Annotated in this window: 14 protein-coding genes; 8 read left to right on the forward strand and 6 right to left on the reverse strand. The window is 61.5% G+C overall.

What is annotated here, in order from left to right:
* Window positions 1–78: 78 nt before the first annotated feature.
* The 5 genes from FH061_RS26910 to FH061_RS26930 all read right to left on the reverse strand — a co-directional run bounded on the left by FH061_RS26910 (window position 79) and on the right by FH061_RS26930 (window position 9,368).
* Entirely contained in the window at window positions 79–2,133 is a 2,055-nt protein-coding gene (locus FH061_RS26910) for a sensor domain-containing protein (protein ID WP_151638919.1), read from the reverse strand.
* Between the two features lie 150 nt (window positions 2,134–2,283).
* On the reverse strand, window positions 2,284–4,374 hold the full coding sequence (locus tag FH061_RS26915) for a putative bifunctional diguanylate cyclase/phosphodiesterase (protein ID WP_151638920.1): 2,091 nt from the start codon (window positions 4,372–4,374) through the stop codon (window positions 2,284–2,286).
* A gap of 301 nt (window positions 4,375–4,675) precedes the next feature.
* The gene (locus tag FH061_RS26920; RefSeq protein WP_151638921.1) at window positions 4,676–6,661 is read right to left on the reverse strand and encodes an MHYT domain-containing protein; all 1,986 of its coding nucleotides are present in this window, start codon (window positions 6,659–6,661) and stop codon (window positions 4,676–4,678) included.
* 644 nt (window positions 6,662–7,305) lie between these two features.
* Entirely contained in the window at window positions 7,306–8,244 is a 939-nt protein-coding gene (locus FH061_RS26925; protein WP_151638922.1) for a 2-hydroxyacid dehydrogenase, read from the reverse strand.
* A 146-nt stretch (window positions 8,245–8,390) separates the two neighbouring features.
* Window positions 8,391–9,368, reverse strand: a complete 978-nt coding sequence (locus tag FH061_RS26930; protein WP_151638923.1) for a Bug family tripartite tricarboxylate transporter substrate binding protein — start codon at window positions 9,366–9,368, stop codon at window positions 8,391–8,393.
* Between the two features lie 189 nt (window positions 9,369–9,557).
* On the opposite strand from FH061_RS26930, the gene FH061_RS26935 reads away from it, so the two are divergent.
* A complete protein-coding gene (locus FH061_RS26935; protein WP_151638924.1) occupies window positions 9,558–10,472 on the forward strand; it encodes a LysR family transcriptional regulator in 915 nt (304 codons plus the stop codon).
* A 326-nt stretch (window positions 10,473–10,798) separates the two neighbouring features.
* Window positions 10,799–11,452 carry a hypothetical protein gene (locus FH061_RS26940; RefSeq protein WP_151638925.1) on the forward strand — a complete coding sequence of 218 codons (654 nt, stop codon included), beginning with the start codon at window positions 10,799–10,801 and terminating at the stop codon, window positions 11,450–11,452.
* 47 nt (window positions 11,453–11,499) lie between these two features.
* Here FH061_RS26940 and FH061_RS26945 read toward each other — a convergent pair whose 3' ends face one another.
* On the reverse strand, window positions 11,500–12,603 hold the full coding sequence (locus FH061_RS26945; RefSeq protein WP_151638926.1) for a PepSY-associated TM helix domain-containing protein: 1,104 nt from the start codon (window positions 12,601–12,603) through the stop codon (window positions 11,500–11,502).
* A 244-nt stretch (window positions 12,604–12,847) separates the two neighbouring features.
* On the opposite strand from FH061_RS26945, the gene FH061_RS26950 reads away from it, so the two are divergent.
* The 6 genes from FH061_RS26950 to FH061_RS26975 all read left to right on the forward strand — a co-directional run bounded on the left by FH061_RS26950 (window position 12,848) and on the right by FH061_RS26975 (window position 21,774).
* Entirely contained in the window at window positions 12,848–14,833 is a 1,986-nt protein-coding gene (locus tag FH061_RS26950) for a TonB-dependent siderophore receptor (protein ID WP_225984913.1), read from the forward strand.
* A gap of 91 nt (window positions 14,834–14,924) precedes the next feature.
* On the forward strand, window positions 14,925–16,088 hold the full coding sequence (locus FH061_RS26955; protein ID WP_151638928.1) for an imelysin family protein: 1,164 nt from the start codon (window positions 14,925–14,927) through the stop codon (window positions 16,086–16,088).
* Window positions 16,085–17,518, forward strand: coding sequence for a di-heme oxidoreductase family protein (locus FH061_RS26960; RefSeq protein ID WP_404822519.1), 1,434 nt, complete (start codon window positions 16,085–16,087; stop codon window positions 17,516–17,518). The genes FH061_RS26955 and FH061_RS26960 overlap by 4 nt, the downstream gene beginning before the upstream one ends.
* Entirely contained in the window at window positions 17,515–18,594 is a 1,080-nt protein-coding gene (locus FH061_RS26965; protein WP_151638929.1) for an imelysin family protein, read from the forward strand. Before FH061_RS26960 ends, FH061_RS26965 begins: the two co-directional genes overlap by 4 nt.
* Window positions 18,578–19,690: a DUF1513 domain-containing protein gene (locus FH061_RS26970; RefSeq protein WP_225984914.1), complete on the forward strand. Its 1,113-nt coding sequence runs from the start codon at window positions 18,578–18,580 to the stop codon at window positions 19,688–19,690. The genes FH061_RS26965 and FH061_RS26970 overlap by 17 nt, the downstream gene beginning before the upstream one ends.
* A gap of 656 nt (window positions 19,691–20,346) precedes the next feature.
* Window positions 20,347–21,774 carry an efflux RND transporter periplasmic adaptor subunit gene (locus FH061_RS26975; RefSeq protein ID WP_151638930.1) on the forward strand — a complete coding sequence of 476 codons (1,428 nt, stop codon included), beginning with the start codon at window positions 20,347–20,349 and terminating at the stop codon, window positions 21,772–21,774.
* Window positions 21,775–21,777 lie beyond the last annotated feature (3 nt).

Consider the following 21,777-nt stretch of genomic DNA (forward strand, 5'->3'; position numbering starts at 1 on the left):
TGCGTACGCAGGGTACGCCGAGCACGCCGAGCACCGCAGGCGCCAATCCGGATCGCGCAGCAGCTTATCAAACTCAGCCTAATGCACCGTACGCCGGCTATGGGGCGCCTGCATGAGCAATTGCCCCAGTTCCTCCGGTGGAACCGCAGCGCCGAACAGGAAGCCTTGCACTTCATCGCATTCATTGGCATGCAAGAACCTGATCTGCTCTTCCGTTGTCACTCCCTCCGCCACCACGGTCAGGTTCATGGTGTGGGCCAGCGCAATGGTGGCGGCAACAATCGCTTCATCGTCACGGCTCGCCGTAATGTCGCGGATGAAGGATTGATCGATCTTGAGGCCGTTGACCGGAAGGCGCCTGAGATAGCTGAGTGACGAGTAGCCGGTTCCGAAGTCATCAATGGAAATCGAGACGCCGGCATTCCTTATTTCTTCGAGCTTGGTCAGGGTGGATTCCACGTTCTGCATCAGGCTCGTCTCCGTGATTTCCAGTTCCAGCCATTTTGCATCCAGCCCGGTTCTCTCCAGCGCCTGCATCACCGCCTCGGTAATGGTGGAGTCCGGATCGAGCTGCAGCGGCGACAGGTTCACCGAGACCTTGAGCGGCGGCAGGCCGGCTTTCTGCCAGCTTCGATTCTGCTTGCAGGCCTGCATCAGCACCCATTCCCCCAGCTGGCTGATCAGGCCGATTTCCTCGGCAAGGGGAATGAACTCGTTCGGAGGAACGAGACCGCGTTCCGGATGAATCCAGCGCACCAGCGCCTCTGCTCCGACAATGGCCTTGCTGCTGATGTCGACGCGAGGCTGGTAATAGACGACCAGTTCATCCTGCTCCAGCGCGCGGCGCAGATCGTGTTCATGGGTGAGGCGGGACTTGGCCCGTTCATCCATGTCGGCCTTGTAGAGCCGCAGGGCGCCGCCGCCGGCGGCCTTGGCTTCGTACATTGCCAGATCGGCATTGTGCAGCAGCGCCGCCGCATCGCTTCCGTCCTTCGGAAAAAGACTGCAGCCAACGCTTCCCGACACGACGAGCTGATGTCCCTCCAGCCTGACGGGGCGCTCAATGGCGGCAAGCACGTGCTTGGCGATCGTGATGACGCTTTCCGGCATCGAGACTTCCTCCAGCACGATGGCAAACTCGTCGCCGCCGATGCGGGCCACCGTGTCGGCTTCACGCACGCACTGCCTGAGGCGGTCCGCGATGATGCACAAGAGGATGTCGCCCTTGTCGTGTCCCAGGCTGTCATTGACCACCTTGAAGCGGTTCAGATCGATAAACAGGACGGCAACCCGGCGCCCCGAACGTTCCGCCTGCACCACCGCATGCTTGATCCTGTCGTCGAGCAGGTTCCTGTTTGGCAGGCCTGTCAGACTGTCGTGAGTGGCAAGGCGCTCGATATAGCGTTCGCGGCTCTTGAGCTGGGTGATATCCCGCGCAATACCGTGAACACCGACGATCCTGCTGCCGACCATCATCGGTATGGCAGTCAACGCGGCGTCATATCGGGTGCCATCCTTGCGCAGACCGGCGCTTTCGAAGGATGAAGCATGTCCTTTGCTCGCGGCGATGAAGCGCTCCTTGGCCATTTTGCGGCTTTCCGGCGAGACCAGGGTCTGGTAGCGCATGGACAGCAGTTCATCATGCGCATAACCGGTCAGCGCGGAGAATGCCGGGTTGGCGGCAATCAGCGCGCCTTCGAGATTGAAGGCGAACACGCCGTCGGGATGGTATTCGAACAGCGACCGCAGGCGCTCATGCGCCTCATCGGCCTGTGTCGCCGGATGTCGCCCCCAGACCGGTTCATGGCGGGAAACTTCATGGGCGACGCAGTAATACGTCTTGTCGGATTCGGACCACCTTGCCCGCAGCAAGGTCGGAACGGGCTGCCCGCCCTTGCGCAGGAACCTTGCCTGCAGCGTGACATGCGATGTCTCGCACGGCGCGTTCCGCTGCAGGCTCAGCATCGCCTGTTCGACGGCCTTGCGTTCCTCGGCGTGCACCAGGTCGGAGAGCCGGCATTGTTGCAATTCTTCGGACTGGTAGCCCCACATTTGCAGGCATGCCGTGTTGATACGTTGAATTTCTCCCGTGGCATTGAGGGCGCAGAGAACATCGATGGAGTTTTCGACCAACTGTTGGTTAATATCCTGCGCTTCGTATCCTGTGCCATTGTGTTGACGGCGGTATGAAGTTTCCGGCTTTGATTTATGGTGCTGTTTTTTCACTTCATGCAATGATGAGCTGATCGGGAAAAGGCCTGGCCTGCAATATGCGGCAACATGTCAGTGGTAAAGACCGAGCCGCGAGCGATACCACGATTCGAATTCCGGCGCCGCAAGAGGCTTGCTGAACAGATGCCCCTGCACCTGGTTGCATCCATGGTCGCGCAGGTAATTCATTGCTTCCTCGGATTCAATGCCTTCGCCGACCACCTGCAAGTCAAGCGCGCGCCCGATGCCCAGTATCGTGTCGGCGATGGATTTGCCGCTTTCATTGGTTTCGAGGTTGTCGGTAAAGGAGCGGTCGATCTTGAGCTTGTCCAGGGGCAGGCTTGTGAGATGGCCGAGATTGGAATATCCGGTGCCGAAATCATCCAGGGCGATGCGTATGCCACGGGCTTTCAGCTGGTCAAGCTTGCTGATGGCGTCGGGGATATTTTCCATGAGTGCGCTTTCGGTCAATTCGATTTCCATCCAGCCCGGTTCGATCCCGTATTCGTCAATGGCGGCAATGAAGCGCATTGCGAATTCCGGATGTCTGAACTGCGAAGCGGACACGTTGATCGACATGCTGGATACGCTCAGCCCGCTGTCCCGCCAGCGCTGCTGTTGCCGGCAGGCTTCGCTCACCACCCAGAATCCGACCTCGTCGATCAGGCCGGCCGACTCCGCAATCGGAATGAAACGATCCGGGCTGACGAGGTGGCCATTGTTGTCCGGCAGCCGGATGAAGGCTTCCGCGCCGACCGGCTTGCCGGTGCCGATATCGATGACCGGCTGGTAGAGCAGCTTGAGAGTCCCGGAGCGCAGCGCATCCTTCAGGCGCTGTTCGAGTTCGACCCGGTCTTCTGCCAGATGCAGGTAGTCGGTGATGAAGTGCCTGAAGGTATCCCGCCCGGCACGCTTGGCGGCATACATGGCCAGGTCCGCATACCGGATCAGTTCGGAGATGGAAGCCGCATCCTTTCGATACAGGCTGATGCCGATCGACGGTGAAACGCTGATCTGCAGGCCATTGAAATGCATGGTCTTGCGGATGCTCTCAAGAATATGCAGCGCCACGGTTTCGGAGTCTTCCTTGCCCTGCACCCGCGGCAGGACGACGATGAATTCGTCGCCGCCCAGCCTGCTGACGATGTCTTCCTTGCGCGTGCATTGCAGCAGCCGGCGCGCCACTTCCTGCAGCACCTTGTCGCCGACATCATGGCCGTAAAGATCGTTGATGGGCTTGAACCTGTCCAGGTCGATGAACAGTACGGCGCAGTCGGCATGGAGACGATCGGCCTGCGCGAACAGGTGCGTGCAGTATTCATAAAGCAAGGCGCGGTTGGGCAGTCCGGTCAGGCTGTCGTGCTGCGCAGCCTCCTGTATGCGCCGCTCGGCTTCGCGGCGCTGGGTGATGTCGACGGCGACGCCGACACGCCGCACCGCCTGTCCGTTCCCGTCGAAATGCGTTTGTCCGCGGACCGAGATCCAGCGTTCCTTGCCGTCAAGCTGGCCGATGGTGCGGAACTCATACTGAAATCGTCCGTCGATGCCCGGCCGTGCCGATTCGAGAATGAGCCGCCGCACTTCTTCGACATCATCCGGGTGGATGCCGGCATAGAAGGTATCGAGCGTGACCACGGTATCGGCCGGCAGGCCGAACATTTCCTTGAGCTTGGGCGACCAGGCGAGATGCCGCTCACCGACGACATGATCGAACATGGCAATTTCCGCGGCTTCCATTGCCAGCTGAAGTTTTTCGGCGTTGCGTGCCGCTTCCTGTTCGGCTTTGCGGCGGGCGGTGATGTCGGTAGCGAAGAGAATGGCGCCAACCCGCTTGCCTTCGCAGAAAAATGGCGACACGGTGCAGGATGCGTGCACGCTGGCGCCATCTCTGCCGATGAACTGCCAGATGAAATCCCGTGCGGATTCCCCGAGGACCGCAGCCCGATAAACCTTGCACTGCTCCAACGGAACGGGACGGCCATCGGGATAGTGATGATGCAGGGATTCAACAATGGAGCGTCCGAACAATTCCTCATCAGGAAAGCGGAATACTCTTCTTGCTTCGGGATTCTGGTAAATGATGCGTGCCGAGGTGTCAGTGATGAAGACGGAGTCGGCAGCATGCTCGGCGATACTGACATCAAATACTTGTATGCATTCCATCTGAAAAGCACGCTTCCGTTATATCTCGAATCCGGTTCGACTTGCCTCATCGTCACGGAGTTCGATGGTATAGGAAGTAATCCTGTTCAAGTTGTCGTGCGTCAACTCGCTGTCTTCCAGGACACGTTGCGTGGTTGGACCGTTTTCACCCTGACCTGCCTGCCGATCCCGGCCGGATTGCCGCCGGCACTGCAGCATGCCGTTGCCGACAGGATCTGCAGCGGTCCCGAGGGCAATAACGATGACGAGGCGAATTCGCCTATGCGGTATGCAGTTACGAATTCATGTCGTTGGCTATTCGTCATTTGCTGGTGGGTTCCGCCACCTTGCGGTTCAGGCTCGCTACGGCGGCAAGCAATGCCGGAGGTTCGACCGGCTTGGACATGTAGCTGTTGAATCCGGCCCGCAATGCGCGCATCCGGTCATCGGACCGTGTAAAGGCGGTCAGTGCGAGCGCCGGCACATTGCCGCCCCGCGCCTCGCTCAGCATTCTGACCTGGCGCATGAATTCATAGCCATCCATATCGGGCATGCCGATGTCGCTGACGATGACGTCGGGCCGGACATCTTCCACCAGCGCCAGCGCCTTGAATGCGTTTGCAGCGGTAATGACGCTGGCGCCGTTCCGGGAAAGAATGTGCTCGACCAGGTCCCGCGCATCGGGTTCATCATCCACTACCAGCACCTTGATGGCAGAGAGATCGACTGCATCAAGCAGTGCCGGTGCGGCATTTGTCCGATCCCGGGTGGTCATGAGCATCAGCGGTTCGGGTTGTGCCTCTATCAGAGGGAGATGGATGGTGAAAGTGGTTCCCATGTTTTCACCGGCACTGGCCACCTCGATCGTTCCCCCTTGCAGCTCCACCAGCTGGCGCGCGATCGACAGTCCGAGGCCGAGGCCGCCGTAACGGCGCGTGGTCGAGGCGTCCGCCTGGCGAAAACGATCGAAGACATAAGGCAGGAAATCCGGACTGATGCCGATGCCCGAATCGCTGACACGGATACGGATGCCGCGGTCATGCTTTTCCATCTCTAGCCGGACCGTGCCTCCGCCGGGGGTGAATTTGACGGCATTGGACAACAGGTTCCACATGACCTGCTGCAGCCGGTTCGGATCGCCATAGATCGGACCGGTATCCCTGTCCAGCGATTTTTCCATCCGAATATTCTTTGCCATTGCCGCTGGCCGAACGGTTTCCATCGCGCCCTCGATGAAGCCGACAGGATCGATGGATTTCATTTCCAGCCTGACCTTGCCGGAAATGATCTTGCTCATGTCGAGCAGGTCTTCGATCAGCTGGGCCTGCGCATGGGCGTTGCGCTCAATGGTGTCGAGGCCCTTGCGCAAGGTCGCTTCGTCGGTGACGCCCCGTTGCAGGATCTGCGCCCAGCCGAGGATGGCATTGAGCGGCGTGCGCAATTCATGGGAAAGCGTGGCGAGAAACTCGTCTTTCATCTCGCTCATGCGCTCGGCCTGGCTGCGCGCCTCGCGCTCCAGCATCAGCATGCGCTGGCGCTCCTCGGCCTTTGCCTGCGACAAGGCCAGATTGCGGGATCCCGATTCGAGACGGGCATCGTAGATGGACGCCATCAGTGCAACGGTCAGCACGCCGACGGTCGCAATGATGACCAGCACGGCCAGCGCATCCTGGCTGACGCCGCGCGATGCCGCCGTGCAGACGCTGCCGAGCGGAAAGCTCGCCGCGGCCATGCCGGTGTAATGCATGCCGACGATCGCAAACCCCATCACGACGGCGGCGCCGATCCGGAGCCTCCAGGCATTGGGCGTGTTGTCCTGGAGTTTGAAGGCGATCCACAGCGCGCCCGCCGAGGCGATAATTGCAATTGCGACGGAAAGGATGAAGAGCGGCGGATCATAGATGATCCCCGGATTCATTTTCATTGCAGCCATGCCGGTGTAATGCATCGCATTGATGCCGACGCCCATCAGTACGGAACTGATGGCAAGGTCGGACAGCCGCAGGTTAGGCAGGCTGACTTGCCACAGGGCCATGCCGGAAACGGTAACCGGAAGCAGCAGGGAAAGAAGCGTGATCGGTATGTCATAGCCGATCGGGATGGGCAGACGAAAAGCCAGCATGCCGATGAAGTGCATGGCCCAGATGCCGGTGCCCATCGCCAGCCCGCCGCCGCTGATCCAGAGCCGCGCGCTCAACCCATGCGAATTCTTCACTCGTCCGGCCAGGCTGAGCGCGGTATAGGAGGCAAAGATGGCGACCAGTATGGAAACCAGCACCAGCGGAATTTCATAATGTCCGCTCAGCATGTTGTCCGTTCAGTAAAGTATTCGGCAAAAAGGGATGGCGTCTTTCTGGTCATGATATGCAATGCTTAACTGCCGTAACAGGCACGCCCGACATCATTGCCGAGTTCAGCCTTATATCAGACATTTCCGTGCTTACACAACCGCACAGGAGGGAACACGGGATGAGATATGGATGCGGCAATGGACCTGATGGTTCAGGTTTGCGCTGGAGATGTTTCGGCATGGCCCGCACGGCCGGCCGAAAACAAGGCGGGAGACAGCCTCTTGACAAAACAGTGAATCGTAGAACTTGTACACACGCGGGTACGTTGAAAAATTTTTCGACCCTCATGCGCAAGCGCGCTGCGCGGAAGACTTGATTTTTCCTAAGTCATTGATTTATATCGCCTCAGCATATTGCTGAAGAAAAAGGCAATCTAATGAAAGCCGCGTCAGATATGGCATTGCCTCTTGTCAAGGGGCGGTTATGCACAAAGTTTTCCACAGGCAATGTGGATGACTGAAAAATCTCTCACACGACAAAGAGTTACATGCATTACCAGGTTCTTTCATGGAATGCAGCTGCACCTCGGCATCCGTCCTTCCTCGATGGCCGACGCCTGACGCCGGCGGTCAGGCGTCCCCGATTTGAGCCACTAGAGCGGTCACACAAGCGGCGTCACCAGTTCTTTTCCGGAAAAGTGCGCACGCAGGTTCGACAGCACAAGATCGGCCATGGCGGCGCGGGTCTCGGCGGTGCCGCTGGCAATGTGCGGAAGGACCAGTACGTTGTCGCATTCAAGTAGTCGGGCGGGCACATGAGGTTCATTGGCGAATACGTCCAGCGCTGCGCCGGCAATGGTCTTGCCGACGAGCGCATCGACCAGCGCTTCTTCATCGACCACGGTTCCGCGCGAGACATTGATGAGGAAGCCCTTCTGGCCAAGCGCGGCAAGCACATCGCGCGAAATCAGGTGGCGGGTCTGTGCGCCTCCCGCAACCGAGACAACCAGAAAGTCCGCCCATGCCGCAAGGCCGGCAAGTGAAGGCTCGTGCCGATAGGAGAAGCCTTCTACCGGCTGGAGATTGGTGTAGGCAATTTCCATGTCGAAGCCGCCGGCGCGCCTGGCAATCGCCTGGCCGATGCGGCCAAGTCCGACAATGCCCAGCCGCTTGCCGCTGATCCGCGTCGCGATCGGAAATTTGGCATTGAGCCAGTCGCCGCGGCGCACGAAACGGTCCGCGGCAGCGATGCCGCGCGCGATATCGATCATCATGCCGAAGGCGAGATCGGCGACGCAGTCGTTCAGCACGTTCGGCGTGTAGCCGACCCGGATCTTTCTTTCCCTGGCCATGTCCAGATCGAGCTTGTCGAAACCGACACCGAAACTGCTGATGATCTTGAGGTTCGGCAGCGCCTGCAGCAGCGCCGCGTCGGCGCCGACCGGAGCCGACGTGACCAGGCCATCGAAAGAGGCGCCGTGCTGACGCAGGTAGGCGGCCGGTTCCGGCTCGCGCCACAAGGGATGCAGATCGTATTCCTCGGCCAAGGCAGTTTCGAGTGCCGGCAGCAGCCGGCCGTTTTGCAAGATGCGCTTCTTCATTGTTTCGTTTCCGTGTGTTCGATGCATGGGGGGCTGATCATGCTTGGAGCGGTTTCACCTTGACCTGCCCGCCGATGCCGGACAGATTGGCATTGGCATTGGCACGGCGTTGTGACTCCTTGCCATCGTCGTGTTGATGGACGTTCTTAGTCAGCGCTGATGCTTTTTTCCCTGATCAGCTTCGCGTAACGGCTGCGGTCATCGTCGATGATTTTCTGGAATTCGGCCGGCGTGGTGGCCATCGGGGTCGCGCCGAGGCCGATCAGCTTCTCGCGCACTTCCGGCATGTTCACGACGTCGGCGATGTCGCGGGAAATCCTGTCGATCAAGGGGGGCGGCGTGCGTGCCGGAGCGAGTACGCCGATCCAGGAAATGGAATTGAATCCGGGTAGATAGGATTCGGCAACGGTCGGCACATCGGGCAGGGCGGGAGACCGCTTGCTTCCGGTCACTGCCAGGGCGCGCAGTTTGCCGGACTTGATGTGCGAACTGGCCTCGAGCAGCGTGGGGAAGGACAGCGACACCTGGCCCGCGAGCAGATCCTGCACGGCGGGACCGCCTCCCTTATAGGGCACATGCAGCATCTTCACTCCCGCACCGTCCTGGAATAATTCCGCCGCCAGATGCATCGCGCTGCCCGCGCCGGAGGTGCTGTAGGCGAGGTCGCCGGGTTTGCTCTTTGCAAGCGCGCCAAGCTCCCTGGCGGTTTTCGCCGGCACCGAAGGATTGACGGCCAGTACCAGCGGCAATTCGGCAATCAGCGAGATCGGCGCGAATGCGGTTTCGGCGTTATAGGAAATCTTCTTGTACAGCGACTGGTTAATGGACTGCGTCCCGATATTGCCGATCAACAGCGTATAACCATCGGGATTGGCGCGGGCGACATAGTCGGCGCCGATCATTCCGGCGGCGCCCGGCTTGTTTTCAACGAGCACGGTCTGGCCCCAGCGCTGTGTCAGCTTCTGCGCCACGATGCGGGCGCCGGTATCGCTGCCGCCGCCGGGCGCGAAGGGTACGACCAGGGTGACGGGGCGCGCCGGAAAGGTCTGCGCGTGCGTCAGCGAAGGCAGGGCGGCGAGGGGAGCAAGAAGGCTCGCGGCGAACAGGATGGGTAGTCTCTTCATTATTTACCTTGCGATCGGCTATGGCTATGGCTATGGGGCTATGGGTCGGTATCCGGTAGGGGGAGCATTCGCTGGTGTCCAGCAAGCGGAAGTCCTGCTCTTGAAGGACAACCACGCAGGCAAGTGTAGGCGCGACATCGATATTCGTCTAAGCTAGATGCTGTATTGATCAATTCAAGATTTGTATCGATGTTCGAACTCTTCCAGCTCAGGTGTTTTGTCACGGTCGCCGAAGAACTGCATTTCGGTCGCGCGGCTGCACGGCTGTTCATGACCCAGCCGCCGCTGAGCCGGCAGATCCAGCTGCTGGAACATGCGCTGTCCGTCAAGCTGCTGGAACGCACCAGCCGGGCCGTGCGGCTGACGGCCGCAGGCCAGGTGTTCTATGCGGACGCCGTATCCATCCTGCGGCATGTGGAACAGGCTGCGGTGCTGGCGAGCCGGATTGAGAAGGGCGAAGCGGGGCGGGTAACCATCGGCTTTACCGCCGTTGCCGGCTATGAACTGATTCCCAAACTGATTTCAGCCGCACAGGAAGGGCTGCCCAACATCGATATCGTGCTCAGGGAGATGGTGTCGAAGGATCAGATGGAGGCGCTTGCCTCGGGATCCATCGATATCGGCCTGGTGCGGCCGCTCGCGACGGACGGAAGCCTCCAGCAGTATCCGCTGGCGCGGGAGCCGCTGATGCTTGCCCTGCCGCGCGGACATCGACTGGCCAGGCGCAAACGGATTGCCGCCGGCGACCTCCATCAGGAAGCGATGATCATGTATTCGCCGGACGATGGAAAATACTTTTTCGATCTCGTGACCGGCCTGTTCGCCGCCTCCGAGGTGCATCCCCGTTATGTCCAGCAGCTGGGCCAGACGCACACGATTCTTTCGCTGGTCAGGGGCGGACTCGGACTGGCCATCGTGCCGGCATCGGCAATGGGTCTTCCCTATCCGGAAATTGTCTTCAAGCCAATCTGGCGCGACGACATCACCGCGCAGCTTCATCTTGTCTGGCATGCCGAACACCATAATCCCGCCGTCACCACGATGGCGGATTTCGTGATCCGGCACTCCGCCCATCTGACGGCTCAGGTCAGCCGGGCAGGGTAAGCGGTCAGGCCTGGCTTTTCATGTTGGTATTCAGCAATCCCATATCTGTTATTCCATTTTAAAAGCAGACTATGTTGCGAGAGACCATTAACATTGCCCTGTCTCCTCCAACTCTTCTTGAATTGGATTCGCCCGCACCGTCCTCAAGGACTGCGGGCTTTTTTCATTGTGCTGCGGGTTTCAGGCTGGGCTCACAAGCTCAATCGGCGATGACAACCGGCGGTTCGAGAACCGCGCCGCGCCGGAAGTGCGATAGCCAGTCGCTAAACATTGCGACAAGATTGCTATCTCAGGCAGTTTGATTACCTTTTTTAATCTTTAGTCGTATGCGCATCAGTTGGAACGCTTCCGACCCGGCGCCGGTGCCGGTCGGTCAATTTGATGAATTTCCGCTTTTCCTCGAGGCCCGGCGGCTGTTTTCCAGGCGCACGCAGGAACTGGTCTGGGCAAACACCAGGCGCTTCGCCGATGTCATCGGTCCGGGGCATGACGCCGTCAACAAGGCCGGCTGGCATACCACTTCCACTTCGCCATTCTGCTTTACAGCCAGCTTGCACGGCCAAGTCGTTGCCGCGGCCTGGGCCATGCACATTCGTGCCGTTGAAGCCAGTGAGGGATGCAATCTCGCCTATGCGCTGCTTGACCATGTGGAAGGCAGGGGATTGGCCAAGCTGCTGACCGCGATGGCCTTCGACGCGCTATTCCTTGAAAATCCGCAGATCGAGTTCGTCAATGTGCAGTCCCGGGACTCGAATGAAAGGGCGTCGGGACTTGCACGTTCATTCGGCATGCGCGAGATACCGAAGAAAGGTTTCGGCGCGGTCAGGCCGGACAGCGGAAGCATGATTTCCTACCGTACTTATCGCCTCGACGCCCCGACGTTTGCAGCCGCCGCCAAAGTGGTGATCGCTCAGCGCTTGCAGCCGCCGGACGAGGCTCCCGGCGCCTGCGGGCTTGCCCGGTATCCGGAATCCACTTAGCTTTTAGCGCACCGTTTCCCGGCCGAGAAGATGTTCACGAACCGGGCTTACGCCACTCTCGTTGCGGAGGGCAGCCTGGCCGCCGCTCTTGCCCGCGTCCGTTTCAACCATAGCCAGATGCCCGAGGCGGACAGGAAGGAAAGTCCCAATCCGGTGAACAACTGCAGCCACTGGGTCGCGGCGCCGCCATAAAAGCCGGTGTGCAGGGGAAACAGCCAGCTTTGGATTTTCACGGCAAGATGGGCTTCGAGGGCATTGTCAACGCGAAGAACCCCGCCGCTCTGGCTGAACCATACGAACGAACGTCCGAACTGATGAACTTCGCCGTTCAGTCGCATCCGCACGCCCACCGCGCCGTTTTCCTTGGCCGGGAGCGTGATGCGGGTCACCGTGGCATCGGGATACATTTTCCGCGCCTCGGCAATCAGGCTGTCCAGCGAGGCCTTCGGGGCTGAGCCGGGCGGGGATGCCGGCGGCGGCTCGCGCGTTCCCTTGCCGGTCAGCGCAACAAGGACAGGCTCGGTCACCATGTCATAGAGAGCCAGCGCCGACCCGGTGAGCGCCGTGATCACGATCAGGATTCCTGCCGTCGCGCCGACGACCCGATGGCAGTCGAACCACACCCTGAATGCACCGGCGCGCCACTTGATCGAAAGCGCCTGGTTCCACCGGCCGGTTTTCGGCCACCACAAGACGAAGCCGACGACGGTCAGAAGGATTGCTGCCAGGCCGATCCAGCCCTGGATCTTCTGGCCGGTCTTGCCCGCGAGCAGGTGAACATGTAGATCGATGAGGAATCCGGTGAGCGACTCGTTCGGATGCCGTACGCCGAGCACTTCGCCGGTATAGGGGTTGGCATGCACTCTTGCGCCGCCGGGTTGGAAGACGACCTGGGCCGGTTCATCAGCATTGAGAGGCATGTAGATGAAGGCCGCGCGCTGCTGCGGGACTTCGCGTCTCGCGTTCTGCAGGCCTTCCTCGAGATGGAGCCTGCTGTCCGCCGATGGCTGGATGAACATCAGTGCCGGATTCAATGCGGTATCTATCGCCTTGCTGAACACGATCGCGCTGCCCGTCAGTCCGGTGACGAACAGGAACAAGCCTAGTACAAGACCGGCATAGCGGTGAAGCAGGACGAAGAGCTTTCGCATGAGAGTTATCCGGCCCGGGAGGCCTTTTCATTGTTTCACTATGGTGGTGCGGGACTTTCACGAATGATACCAATCATAGTATCATTCGGGAACGATAATGACTCGCATTTAGATTAACATTCAAAAAAAGGATAACATGCGCCCTCGTCTGACACTGCTTGCAAGTGCACTTTCGCTTGCCTTTTCTTCTTCCCATGCAACTGCGCAAACAGCCGGAGCGGCAGGGGAAAAGGAGCTGGGCACGGTGACTGTTTCCGCGGAGAGATCCGGCAGTTACAAGACAAACAGCGTACAGGTCGGCACTTTCCGCGACGTGGCTCCCTTGGATGTGCCGCAGACCAGCAATGTGGTGACAAGGGAGGTCCTGGACGCCCAGGCCGCCACGACCCTGTTCGGCGCCCTGCGCAATACCGCCGGCGTGACTCGCTCGCAGTTGAGCGGCTCCACCTACGACAACGTGGCCATCCGCGGCATCCTGGTGGAAAACCGGGGCAATTACCGGCTGAACGGCAGCCTTCCGATCATCAACCTCATCGACATTCCGCTCGAGAACAAGGAGCGGGTCGAGGTGCTGAAGGGCGCGTCTTCGCTGTATTACGGCTTCGTGCCGCCCTCCGGCATTGTCAATCTGGTGACCAAGCGCGCGACCAAAGAGCCGGTCACCAGCTTTGCGCTCAGCGCGAACCAGTACGGCGCGGCAACCGCGCATGCCGATATCGGCCGCCGTTTTGGCGAGCAGGAACAGTTCGGCGCGCGGATCAACCTGGTAACGGGCCGCGAGGACATCGGCATTGATCGCTACTCGGGCGACCGCCAGCTGGCTTCCGCCGCGCTCGACTGGAAGGCCACCCGGGATCTTTCCTTCAAGCTCGATCTGGAACACTACCGCAAGGACGTTTCCGAGCAGGCCGCCATCGCCCTGCTGCCGGCGTCCGGCGGTCGCATCGCCTTGCCCCAGGTACCGGATGCGAAGCGCAACCTGGCGGGAGAATGGCAAAAGTACGACGCCGAGGCGACCAATGTTCTCTTGCGCACCGATTATCGGTTGAGCGATACCTGGAGCGTACTGTTCGAGGCGGGTCATGCCAAGACGGAACGCGACCGCAATTTCTCGCAGTTCCAGAACTACAGTCTGGTCACCGGCGCGGGCACGCTGCGCACCTTCTTCAATCGCGGACAGGAGTGGGAAAACACGAACTATCGTACCGAGCTGTTCGGCATGATTCCGGGTTCCTGGATGACGCATGAACTCACGCTCGGCTTCACGCGCAACGACCGCGATGCGAATTCCCGTTCCAACGGTTCCTTCGATGTCGCCCAGAACCTCTACAGTCCGGTCGATATCGCGCCACGGTCCCCATCCGTCGCTCCGGTGCTGGCGCCGTCCTCGATCAAGGACCGCGGATGGTACGTGCAGGACCGGGTTTCGCTTGGCGAGCGCTGGCAGCTCACCGCGGGGGTGCGTTCGAGCCAATACGAGAGCACGACCGCGACCACTCGCTACGAGACGGACGATGTCAATCCGGCCCTTGCACTGATGTTCAAGCCGATGTCCAACGTGTCCGTTTATGCCAGCTATATCGAAGGCGTGGAAGAGAGCGGTCAGGCGCCGGCCAATCGCGCAAATGCCGGCGAGCTGCTCGCGCCGGCGGTGGCGAAGCAAAAGGAAGTCGGCGTCAAGGCCGAAGTCGCGCAGGGCGTGCTGGTTCAGGCAGCCTACTTCGACATCAAGCGTCCCTCCACGGCGATTGATTCGGCAAACCGCTTCGTGCTCAACGGCCTGGCGCAGTACAAGGGCTTTGAGCTCGCGGCATCCGGCGAACTGACGAAGCAGCTGTCACTGATCGGTTCGGCCCTGTTCCTCGATGCCGAACAATTGAACCAGGCAAACGCCGCGACCTATGGCCGGACGCCGGAAAACACCCCGCGCCGCACCGCCAGCCTGTTCGCCGAGTACCGCTTGCCGCAGGTTCCGGGTCTGGCATTGAGCGGCGGGCTTTTCTACGTCGGCGAACGGCCGGTAGATAACGCGAACCAGGCATCGATCGGCGGCTATACCACGGTATCTCTCGGTGCGCGTTACATCACCAGGATCGCCGGCAAGCGAACCACGCTCCAGGCCGTCCTGGATAACGCCACCGACAAGAGTTACTGGAGCACTGCCGGCAACGGCTTCCTGGGCGTGGGCGGTCCGAGAACCTTGAAGGTGGCCGCGAAAGTGGATTTCTAAGGATATTGGCGTCGCCTCGGGCAAGTCACTCGGCAACCATGGAAGCATCCGCTGCGATCATTGCGGCATCAGGTATGGAAAGAACACTCAGATGAAAAGTACGCTTGCAGCAGTCGTATTGGGAATGTCACTCGGATTGTCCAGCCCCTTCGCTCTGGCACAGGGGGCGCCGACCCCCGAGCACGTCGTCGGCCATTACGCCAATCTGGTCCATGCCAATTATGCAGACACGGTTCTCGCCGCAAAACAGATGCAGCAGGCCGTCAACGCCTTTCTCGGCGCTCCTTCCAGGGAAGCGCTGGACAAGGCCCGCAAGGCCTGGCTCGACGCCCGCGAGGTGTACGGGCAGACGGAAGCATTCCGTTTCTACGGCGGGCCGATCGATGATGAAAAAGGCCCCGAAGGCCGTCTCAATGCCTGGCCGATGGATGAGTCCTACGTCGATTCGGTCGAAGGCGATCCGAAAGCGGGCATCATCAACAACCGCAAGCAGGCGATCACGAAGAAATCCCTGTCCGCCTTGAATGAACGCGACGGCGAGGAAAACATCGCCACCGGCTGGCATGCCATCGAGTTCATGCTGTGGGGGCAGGATCTTTCGCAGAACGGGCCCGGCAACCGTTCGTTCGAAGACTTCGTCGACGGCAAGGCGCCCAACGCGGACCGGCGCCGCCAGTATCTCAAGGTAACGACGGAATTGCTGATCGACGACCTGCAGAGCCTGACCAAGGCGTGGGCGCCCGGCCAGCGCGGGAACTACCGTGCGCGCTTCGAGAAGGGCGGCAAGGAATCCTTGCGCAAGATCTTCGTCGGCCTCGGCTCTCTGTCTCGCGGCGAACTCGCCGGAGAACGCCTGGAAGTGGCGCTGTCGAGCCAGGATCAGGAAGACGAGCATAGCTGCTTCTCCGACAATACCCACCGCGACGCGGTGACTAATGCGAAGGGAATAGAAAACGTCTGGCTCGGGGAATACAAGCGGCCCGGCGGCGAAGTGGTAAAAGGCCCCGGCCTGCAGGCGCTGGTGGCGGCAAGCGATGCCGCGCTGGCGGAAAAGACGACGCGGCGAATTCGCGCATCGGTGCAAGCGGCGGAAGCCATCCAGGCACCGTTCGATCGCGAGATCTCGGGCGGCAAGGATGCGCCCGGGCGGCAGCGGGTGCAGGCAACCATCGACAGCCTTGTCGAACAGTCCAAGAACCTGGTGGATGCGGCAAACGCGGTTGGCATCACCCGGCTGACCCTGGTTCAACCGTGATCAAACCTGTTTTTCTCTTCTCCGGTTTTCTGCTGGCGGCGGGCGGGACCCTGCTGCACGCCGCCATCCCGTTCGACGGAAACGATCCGCAAGCCGAACTCCCCGGCGGCGCGACCACGGTCCATGCCGACGGACGCAATGCGTTCTCGTTCCCCGCCGCCAACCTGAGCGACGAAGAGCGGACCCGTTTCGCCATCGGCAACTCCTTTTTCCGCCGCAACTGGGTGCAGGCGCCGGCCTCCACCACTGCGCGCGACGGACTCGGCCCCCATTTCATTGCACGCTCCTGCGGCGGTTGCCACGTGCAGGACGGCAGGGCGGCTCCGCCCGCATTCCGCAAGGGCTTGAGCGATGAGCAGCCGGTGGGCCTGCTGCTGCGACTGTCCGTGCCGGGCAGGGACGAACACGGTGCGCCGAAACCGGAACCGACTTACGGCGATCAGTTCAGCACCATGGCGGTGCGTGGCGTGAAGCCGGAAGGCGAAGTGCGGATGCGCTGGCAGGAAGTGCGCGGCCGTTTCGCCGACGGCACTTCCTACACCCTGCAAAAGCCGCTGTATGGTTTTCGCAATCTCGGCTACGGCCCCATGTCCAGGGATGTGCTGGTGAGTCCGCGCATTGCACCGCAGCTGATCGGGGCCGGCCTGCTGGAAGCCATTCCCGAACAGGAAATCCTGAACAATGCCGCGATGCAGGCCGCAGCCCCTGGTCCGGTCAAGGGCGTGCCGAACCGGGTCTGGGATGCGTTCGCCGCGCGCGAAATGATCGGCCGTTTCGGCTGGAAGGCCAATGTGGCCACGCTTGCGCATCAGACGGCCGGCGCATTCGTGGGAGACATCGGCATCACCTCGTCGAAATTTCCAAGCGAAACCTGCTCGCAGGCGCAGAAGGACTGCCTCTCGGCGAAGAACGGCAGTGATGCCGCCACCCGAGTGGAAATCGATGACGAGACGCTCGCCAATGTGATCTTCTACCAGGCCGTGCTTGCGCCGCCCGTGCGCCGGATGAAGGATGCGGGTAGTTTGCAGCAGGGGCAGCGCCTGTTCATGCAGGCGCAATGCGCGGCATGCCACCGGCCGAGCTATACCACAGGCGCCGGACCTTTCCCCAGCCTGTCAAGCAAGGCGCTGCAGGGCCAAAAGATTTGGCCGTACACCGATCTGCTGTTGCATGACATGGGCGAGGGTCTGGCGGACGGGCGTCCGGATTACGCCGCCAACGGCAGGCAGTGGCGCACACCTCCGCTGTGGGGAATCGGTTTGATCAAGGACGTCAACGGCCATACCCGGCTGCTGCATGACGGCCGGGCGGACGGCGTGCTGGAAGCCATTCTCTGGCATGGCGGCGAAGCGGAAGAAAGCAGGCAGCAGGTGTTGAAGATGAACCCGGCCGAGCGCGCAGCACTCGTGAAATTCGTGGAGTCCTTATGACCAGGCTGCATCGACGGCAAATCCTCAAACTGACCCTTGCCGCTGTGCTGTCCACTTCAGCGACGGCGACTCTCGCCCAGCTCTCCGGGCAGGACGTCGCCGTGCCGCTGTACAAGCCGGCGGATGTGGTCAATGGCTTATACCGGCATTGGGGCCAGCCGCGCGCGGTCGCGTTCCTGAACGCGGCGAAGGAACTGCAGCAGGCATTGACGTCATATTGCGGCGCTTCGCCTGCAAATCCTTCGGCACCGCTCGCGACGGCGAGGAGCGCCTGGGAAGCCGGCGTGTCCGCCTGGGAGCGGCTTGCCGCCGTGCCCTTCGGCCCGCTCATCGAGCGGCGTTCGATACGTGCCATCGATTTCACGCCGACGCGTCCGCAACTGATTGAACGGGCCATCAAGCAGGCGCCCCGCGGCGCGGCCGCAATGGAAAGGATCGGCACGCCCGCCAAGGGCTTTCCCGCGCTCGAGTGGCTGTTGTGGGAAAAGCCGGTCTCGCCGGGCGCTCAAGCCTGTGCGTATGCGGAAGAAGTCGCCGCCGACATTGTTCGCGAGGCGGATGCGATTCACCGCGCATTTGCCGGCGCCACGCCGGCAGAGTGGGAAAGCGACATGACTTCGGCGGCATTCACCGAGTTCATCAACCAGTGGGTCGGCTCGGCGGAGCGGCTGCGCTGGCAGCAAATCGAAAGGCCGGTGCGTGAAAGGAATTCCGCTTCGCGCAGCGCGGTGCGTTTCCCCAGATCGGCCAGCGGCGCCACGGCGCGCAGCTGGGCTGCGCATTGGGAATCGCTGCGCGCGCTGGCCATTTCCACCGGGCAGGATGCGCCAAGGCCCGGCGACGCCGTGATTCCCATCGATCTCTATCTTCGCGGGCGAGGACAAGGGGCCCTGGCCGAGCGCTGGAAGACAAGCGTCATGCAGGCGGATTCCCAAATGCGCGGCATCTCGCCCGGCGCACAAAACCGCTTGCTCCCGGCTGCCAAAAGCCTGGCGGCGACGAAACGGATGGCGGAAGATGAAGTGGCGCCGGCGCTCAACGTCAGTATCGGTTTCTCGGATGCGGACGGCGACTGAAAAACTGCTGGCGCGCCGTCGCCTGGTGATGGTGTCATTGCTGTGCGGCGTCATGCCTGCATGGAGCGCGGCAAAATCAGCAACTTCAACAACGCCAGCAATGCCAGCGGGCCGGACCAGCCGGCCGCGGCTGGCGGCGGCCTGGAATGACGGCAGCGGCCATCATGTCGGTATTCTTCAGCCGCGCGGACATGGCATGTCGGCGGTGTCCAGCCTTGAAGTACCCACGCGTGCCCACGGGCTGATGGCGGAAGCGGACGGCAGCATTCTTGCGCTTGCACGCCGGCCCGGCGACTGGATGGTCCGCTGGCATCCCGAGCGCCGCAAGCCGCAGTGGGTCTGGGCGGAAGCGGACCGCGCCTTCAATGGCCATGCGGCAAGGAGCGCGGACGGCAAGCGCATCTTCACCACCGAGACGGATCTTGATTCGGGAAAGGGGCTGATCGGCGTCTGGGATGCGCGCGGACTTGAAAAGCAGGGCGAGTGGCCAACCCGGGGGATCGATGCGCATGAAATCCTGGTTGACGGCGCTTCACTCCTGGTTGCCAATGGCGGCGTGCCCACCCAGCCCGAGACAGGCCGGGCCAAGCGCGATCTGCACAAGATGGATTCTTCCCTGGTTCGCCTCGATGCCCGCGATGGATCCATGCTGGGCCAGTGGCGGCTCGACGACAGCCGGCTGAGCCTGCGGCACCTTGCCCGCAACGGAGACCTGATCGGTATCGCCATGCAGGCCGAACACGATACTCCGGCACAGCGGGAAGCCGCGCCCGTCCTGGCCGTCTTTGATGGCGGCGTCCTGACTCTCCCCGAGAATGCGAAAACAGCTTCCCTGCGCGGCTACGGCGGCGACATTGCAGCCTGGCGGGATGGCTTCGCCGTCAGCGCGCCGCGCGCCCACAGCGTGGCTTGCTGGCGCCCCCGATCCGGTTGGCAGGCAGGCCTGTCGCTGCAGGAAGCCTGCGCGCTCGCCAACCGGGACCGGGATTTGTGGGCTGGCGGAAGCATGCAGGCGCACGGTGCCGGCCCGGACCTCCATGCGGAACTCGACCTGCCGGCCAGGCTGCGCCTGGACAATCACTGGGTTGTCATTTGATTCCGAACCCATGGCACGGAATGGCTTGGGATGGTTATAAGCCTTCCTGACCGCGAAGGTGTCGTCCAATTCGCGTTTAGGCGGTCAGATCGAGGCGACTGACTCAAACCTGACTCAAACGGCTGACCGCAGGCCCGGACCCGCTCGCGGTGCCGCCATGCCGTGATGAAGAAAGCGATGCCCGGGATAAGGTTTGCGGCATCCGTATCCGCCACCGTGAAAACGCCGTCAAGGAGCGGGGCGGAATAAAGTTCCCTACCGTGTCCGCGAAGAAGATTTCCTCGTCCTGTCCTGGTCGTGGATGACATCCCCTCATGTCTGCCCGCTTGACCAAAAGGCAAGTTTCCGCAGGCCGCCGGGGTGCGGCACTTATGCCTTCCGACAAACGTCTACAATGAGCGTCACGCCCAGGAACGAAGGCAAAGCAAGCCAATCCCGGATGCTGGCAAACAGTACGATACAAATGGCGTCGCCACAGACAACAATCCGATACATTGCACTGGCAAAATGCAAGCATGGCGACGTCGGCCTCATTCATGCCCGTGCCATGCATGCGTTGCATTCGGCCCGCCTCATCCGATCACCAACATCACTTCGCTGGATTTCTCATGACAAATGCACACCATAGGCTCGTCGCGAGGCACAAGGAACACTGAATGGACCAACGAGCCGAACCACCTGTTTCAAAAGTTGCAACGACGGTGCCCAAGCGCAAACTGCCGATCGGAAGCATCATCGCTGTCATTGCGCTGGCGCTGCTTGCCTGGCTCGCCTGGTACCTGACCCATCCCTCATCGGAAAATGCGGGCGGCCCGCCGGGTGCTGCGGGGGCTTCGGGTGCTCCGGCGCCGCAGGCCCGCCGGGGACCGCCGCCTACCACGGTGGGCGTGGCAACCGTGGAGCGTGTCGATATTCCGGTGACGGTGGACGCGCTCGGCACCGTCGCCGCCTCGGCCACCGCGGTGGTCCGGCCCCAGGTGTCGGGCGTGCTCAAGGAAGTGTTGTTCACCGAGGGCCAGACGGTGCGCGCCGGTCAGCTCATGGCCATCATCGACCCGCGCCAGTTCGAAGCGGCGTTGATGCAGGCCAGCGGCCAGCGTCAGCGTGACGAGGCCCAATTGCAGAATGCCCGGGTGCTGCTCGAGCGCTACAAGACCTTGCTCGAACAGGACTCGATCGCCCGCCAGGAGGTTGACACGCAGGCTGCGCTGGTCAAGCAGCTTGAAGGAACGGTGGTTGTCGACAAGGCGGCCGAGGCGGCGGCAAAGCTCAATCTCGGCTATACCAGAATTGTCGCGCCGATCAGCGGCAGGGTTGGCTTGAGGGCAATCGATGTCGGCAACCTGGTGAGTGCCGGCGATGCCAACGGCATTGCCGATATTACCCAGGTATCGCCGATCGACGTGGAATTCTCGCTGCCCCAGGATATGGTGCCGGAGGTGCGCACACGCATCAACGAGGGCGCCAGCCTGCCGGTGACGGTACTCGACCGCAATCGCCGCAATGAATTGGATACCGGTAAATTTCTTGCGCTGGACAATCAGGTGGATACGCAGACCGGCACGATCCGGGCCAAAGGCCGCTTCGCCAATGCGAAGTCACTGCTGTTTCCCAGCCAGTTCGTCAATGTAAGGCTGCTGCTGCGCACGATCGAGGGGGCTTCCGTCGTGCCGGTGTCCGCGGTGCGCCACGGCATGAACGGCGATTTCGTCTATGTCCTCGATGCCGCCGAGCGTACGGTGTCCTTGCGATCGGTGAAGCGCGGGCAGTCCATGGTGGACAAGGTGGAAATCGTTTCCGGATTGAAGCCGGGCGAACAGGTCATTACCGAGGGCGCGGACCGGCTCAAGGATGGGGCGAAAGTGACGCTGTCGAGCGATCGTCCGGGCGGCAACCGCGCTCCCGGCGCGCGCCGCGGCAATGCGGGCGGGGATGGCAACGGCAACTCGGGGCAGGGCGCCCGGGAAGGCGGGCGTCCGAATGCTTCGAATGCCCCGAATGTCGAGCAGGGCGGCGCCTCACCCCTGCCGGCCACGCCATCCGCCGGCGAACCCCGCCGCAACCGCGAGGCGCCGAGCCAATGATGC

Origin of the sequence: Noviherbaspirillum aerium, from assembly GCF_008929045.1 — a bacterium.
Lineage (GTDB): Bacteria > Pseudomonadota > Gammaproteobacteria > Burkholderiales > Burkholderiaceae_D > Noviherbaspirillum > Noviherbaspirillum aerium.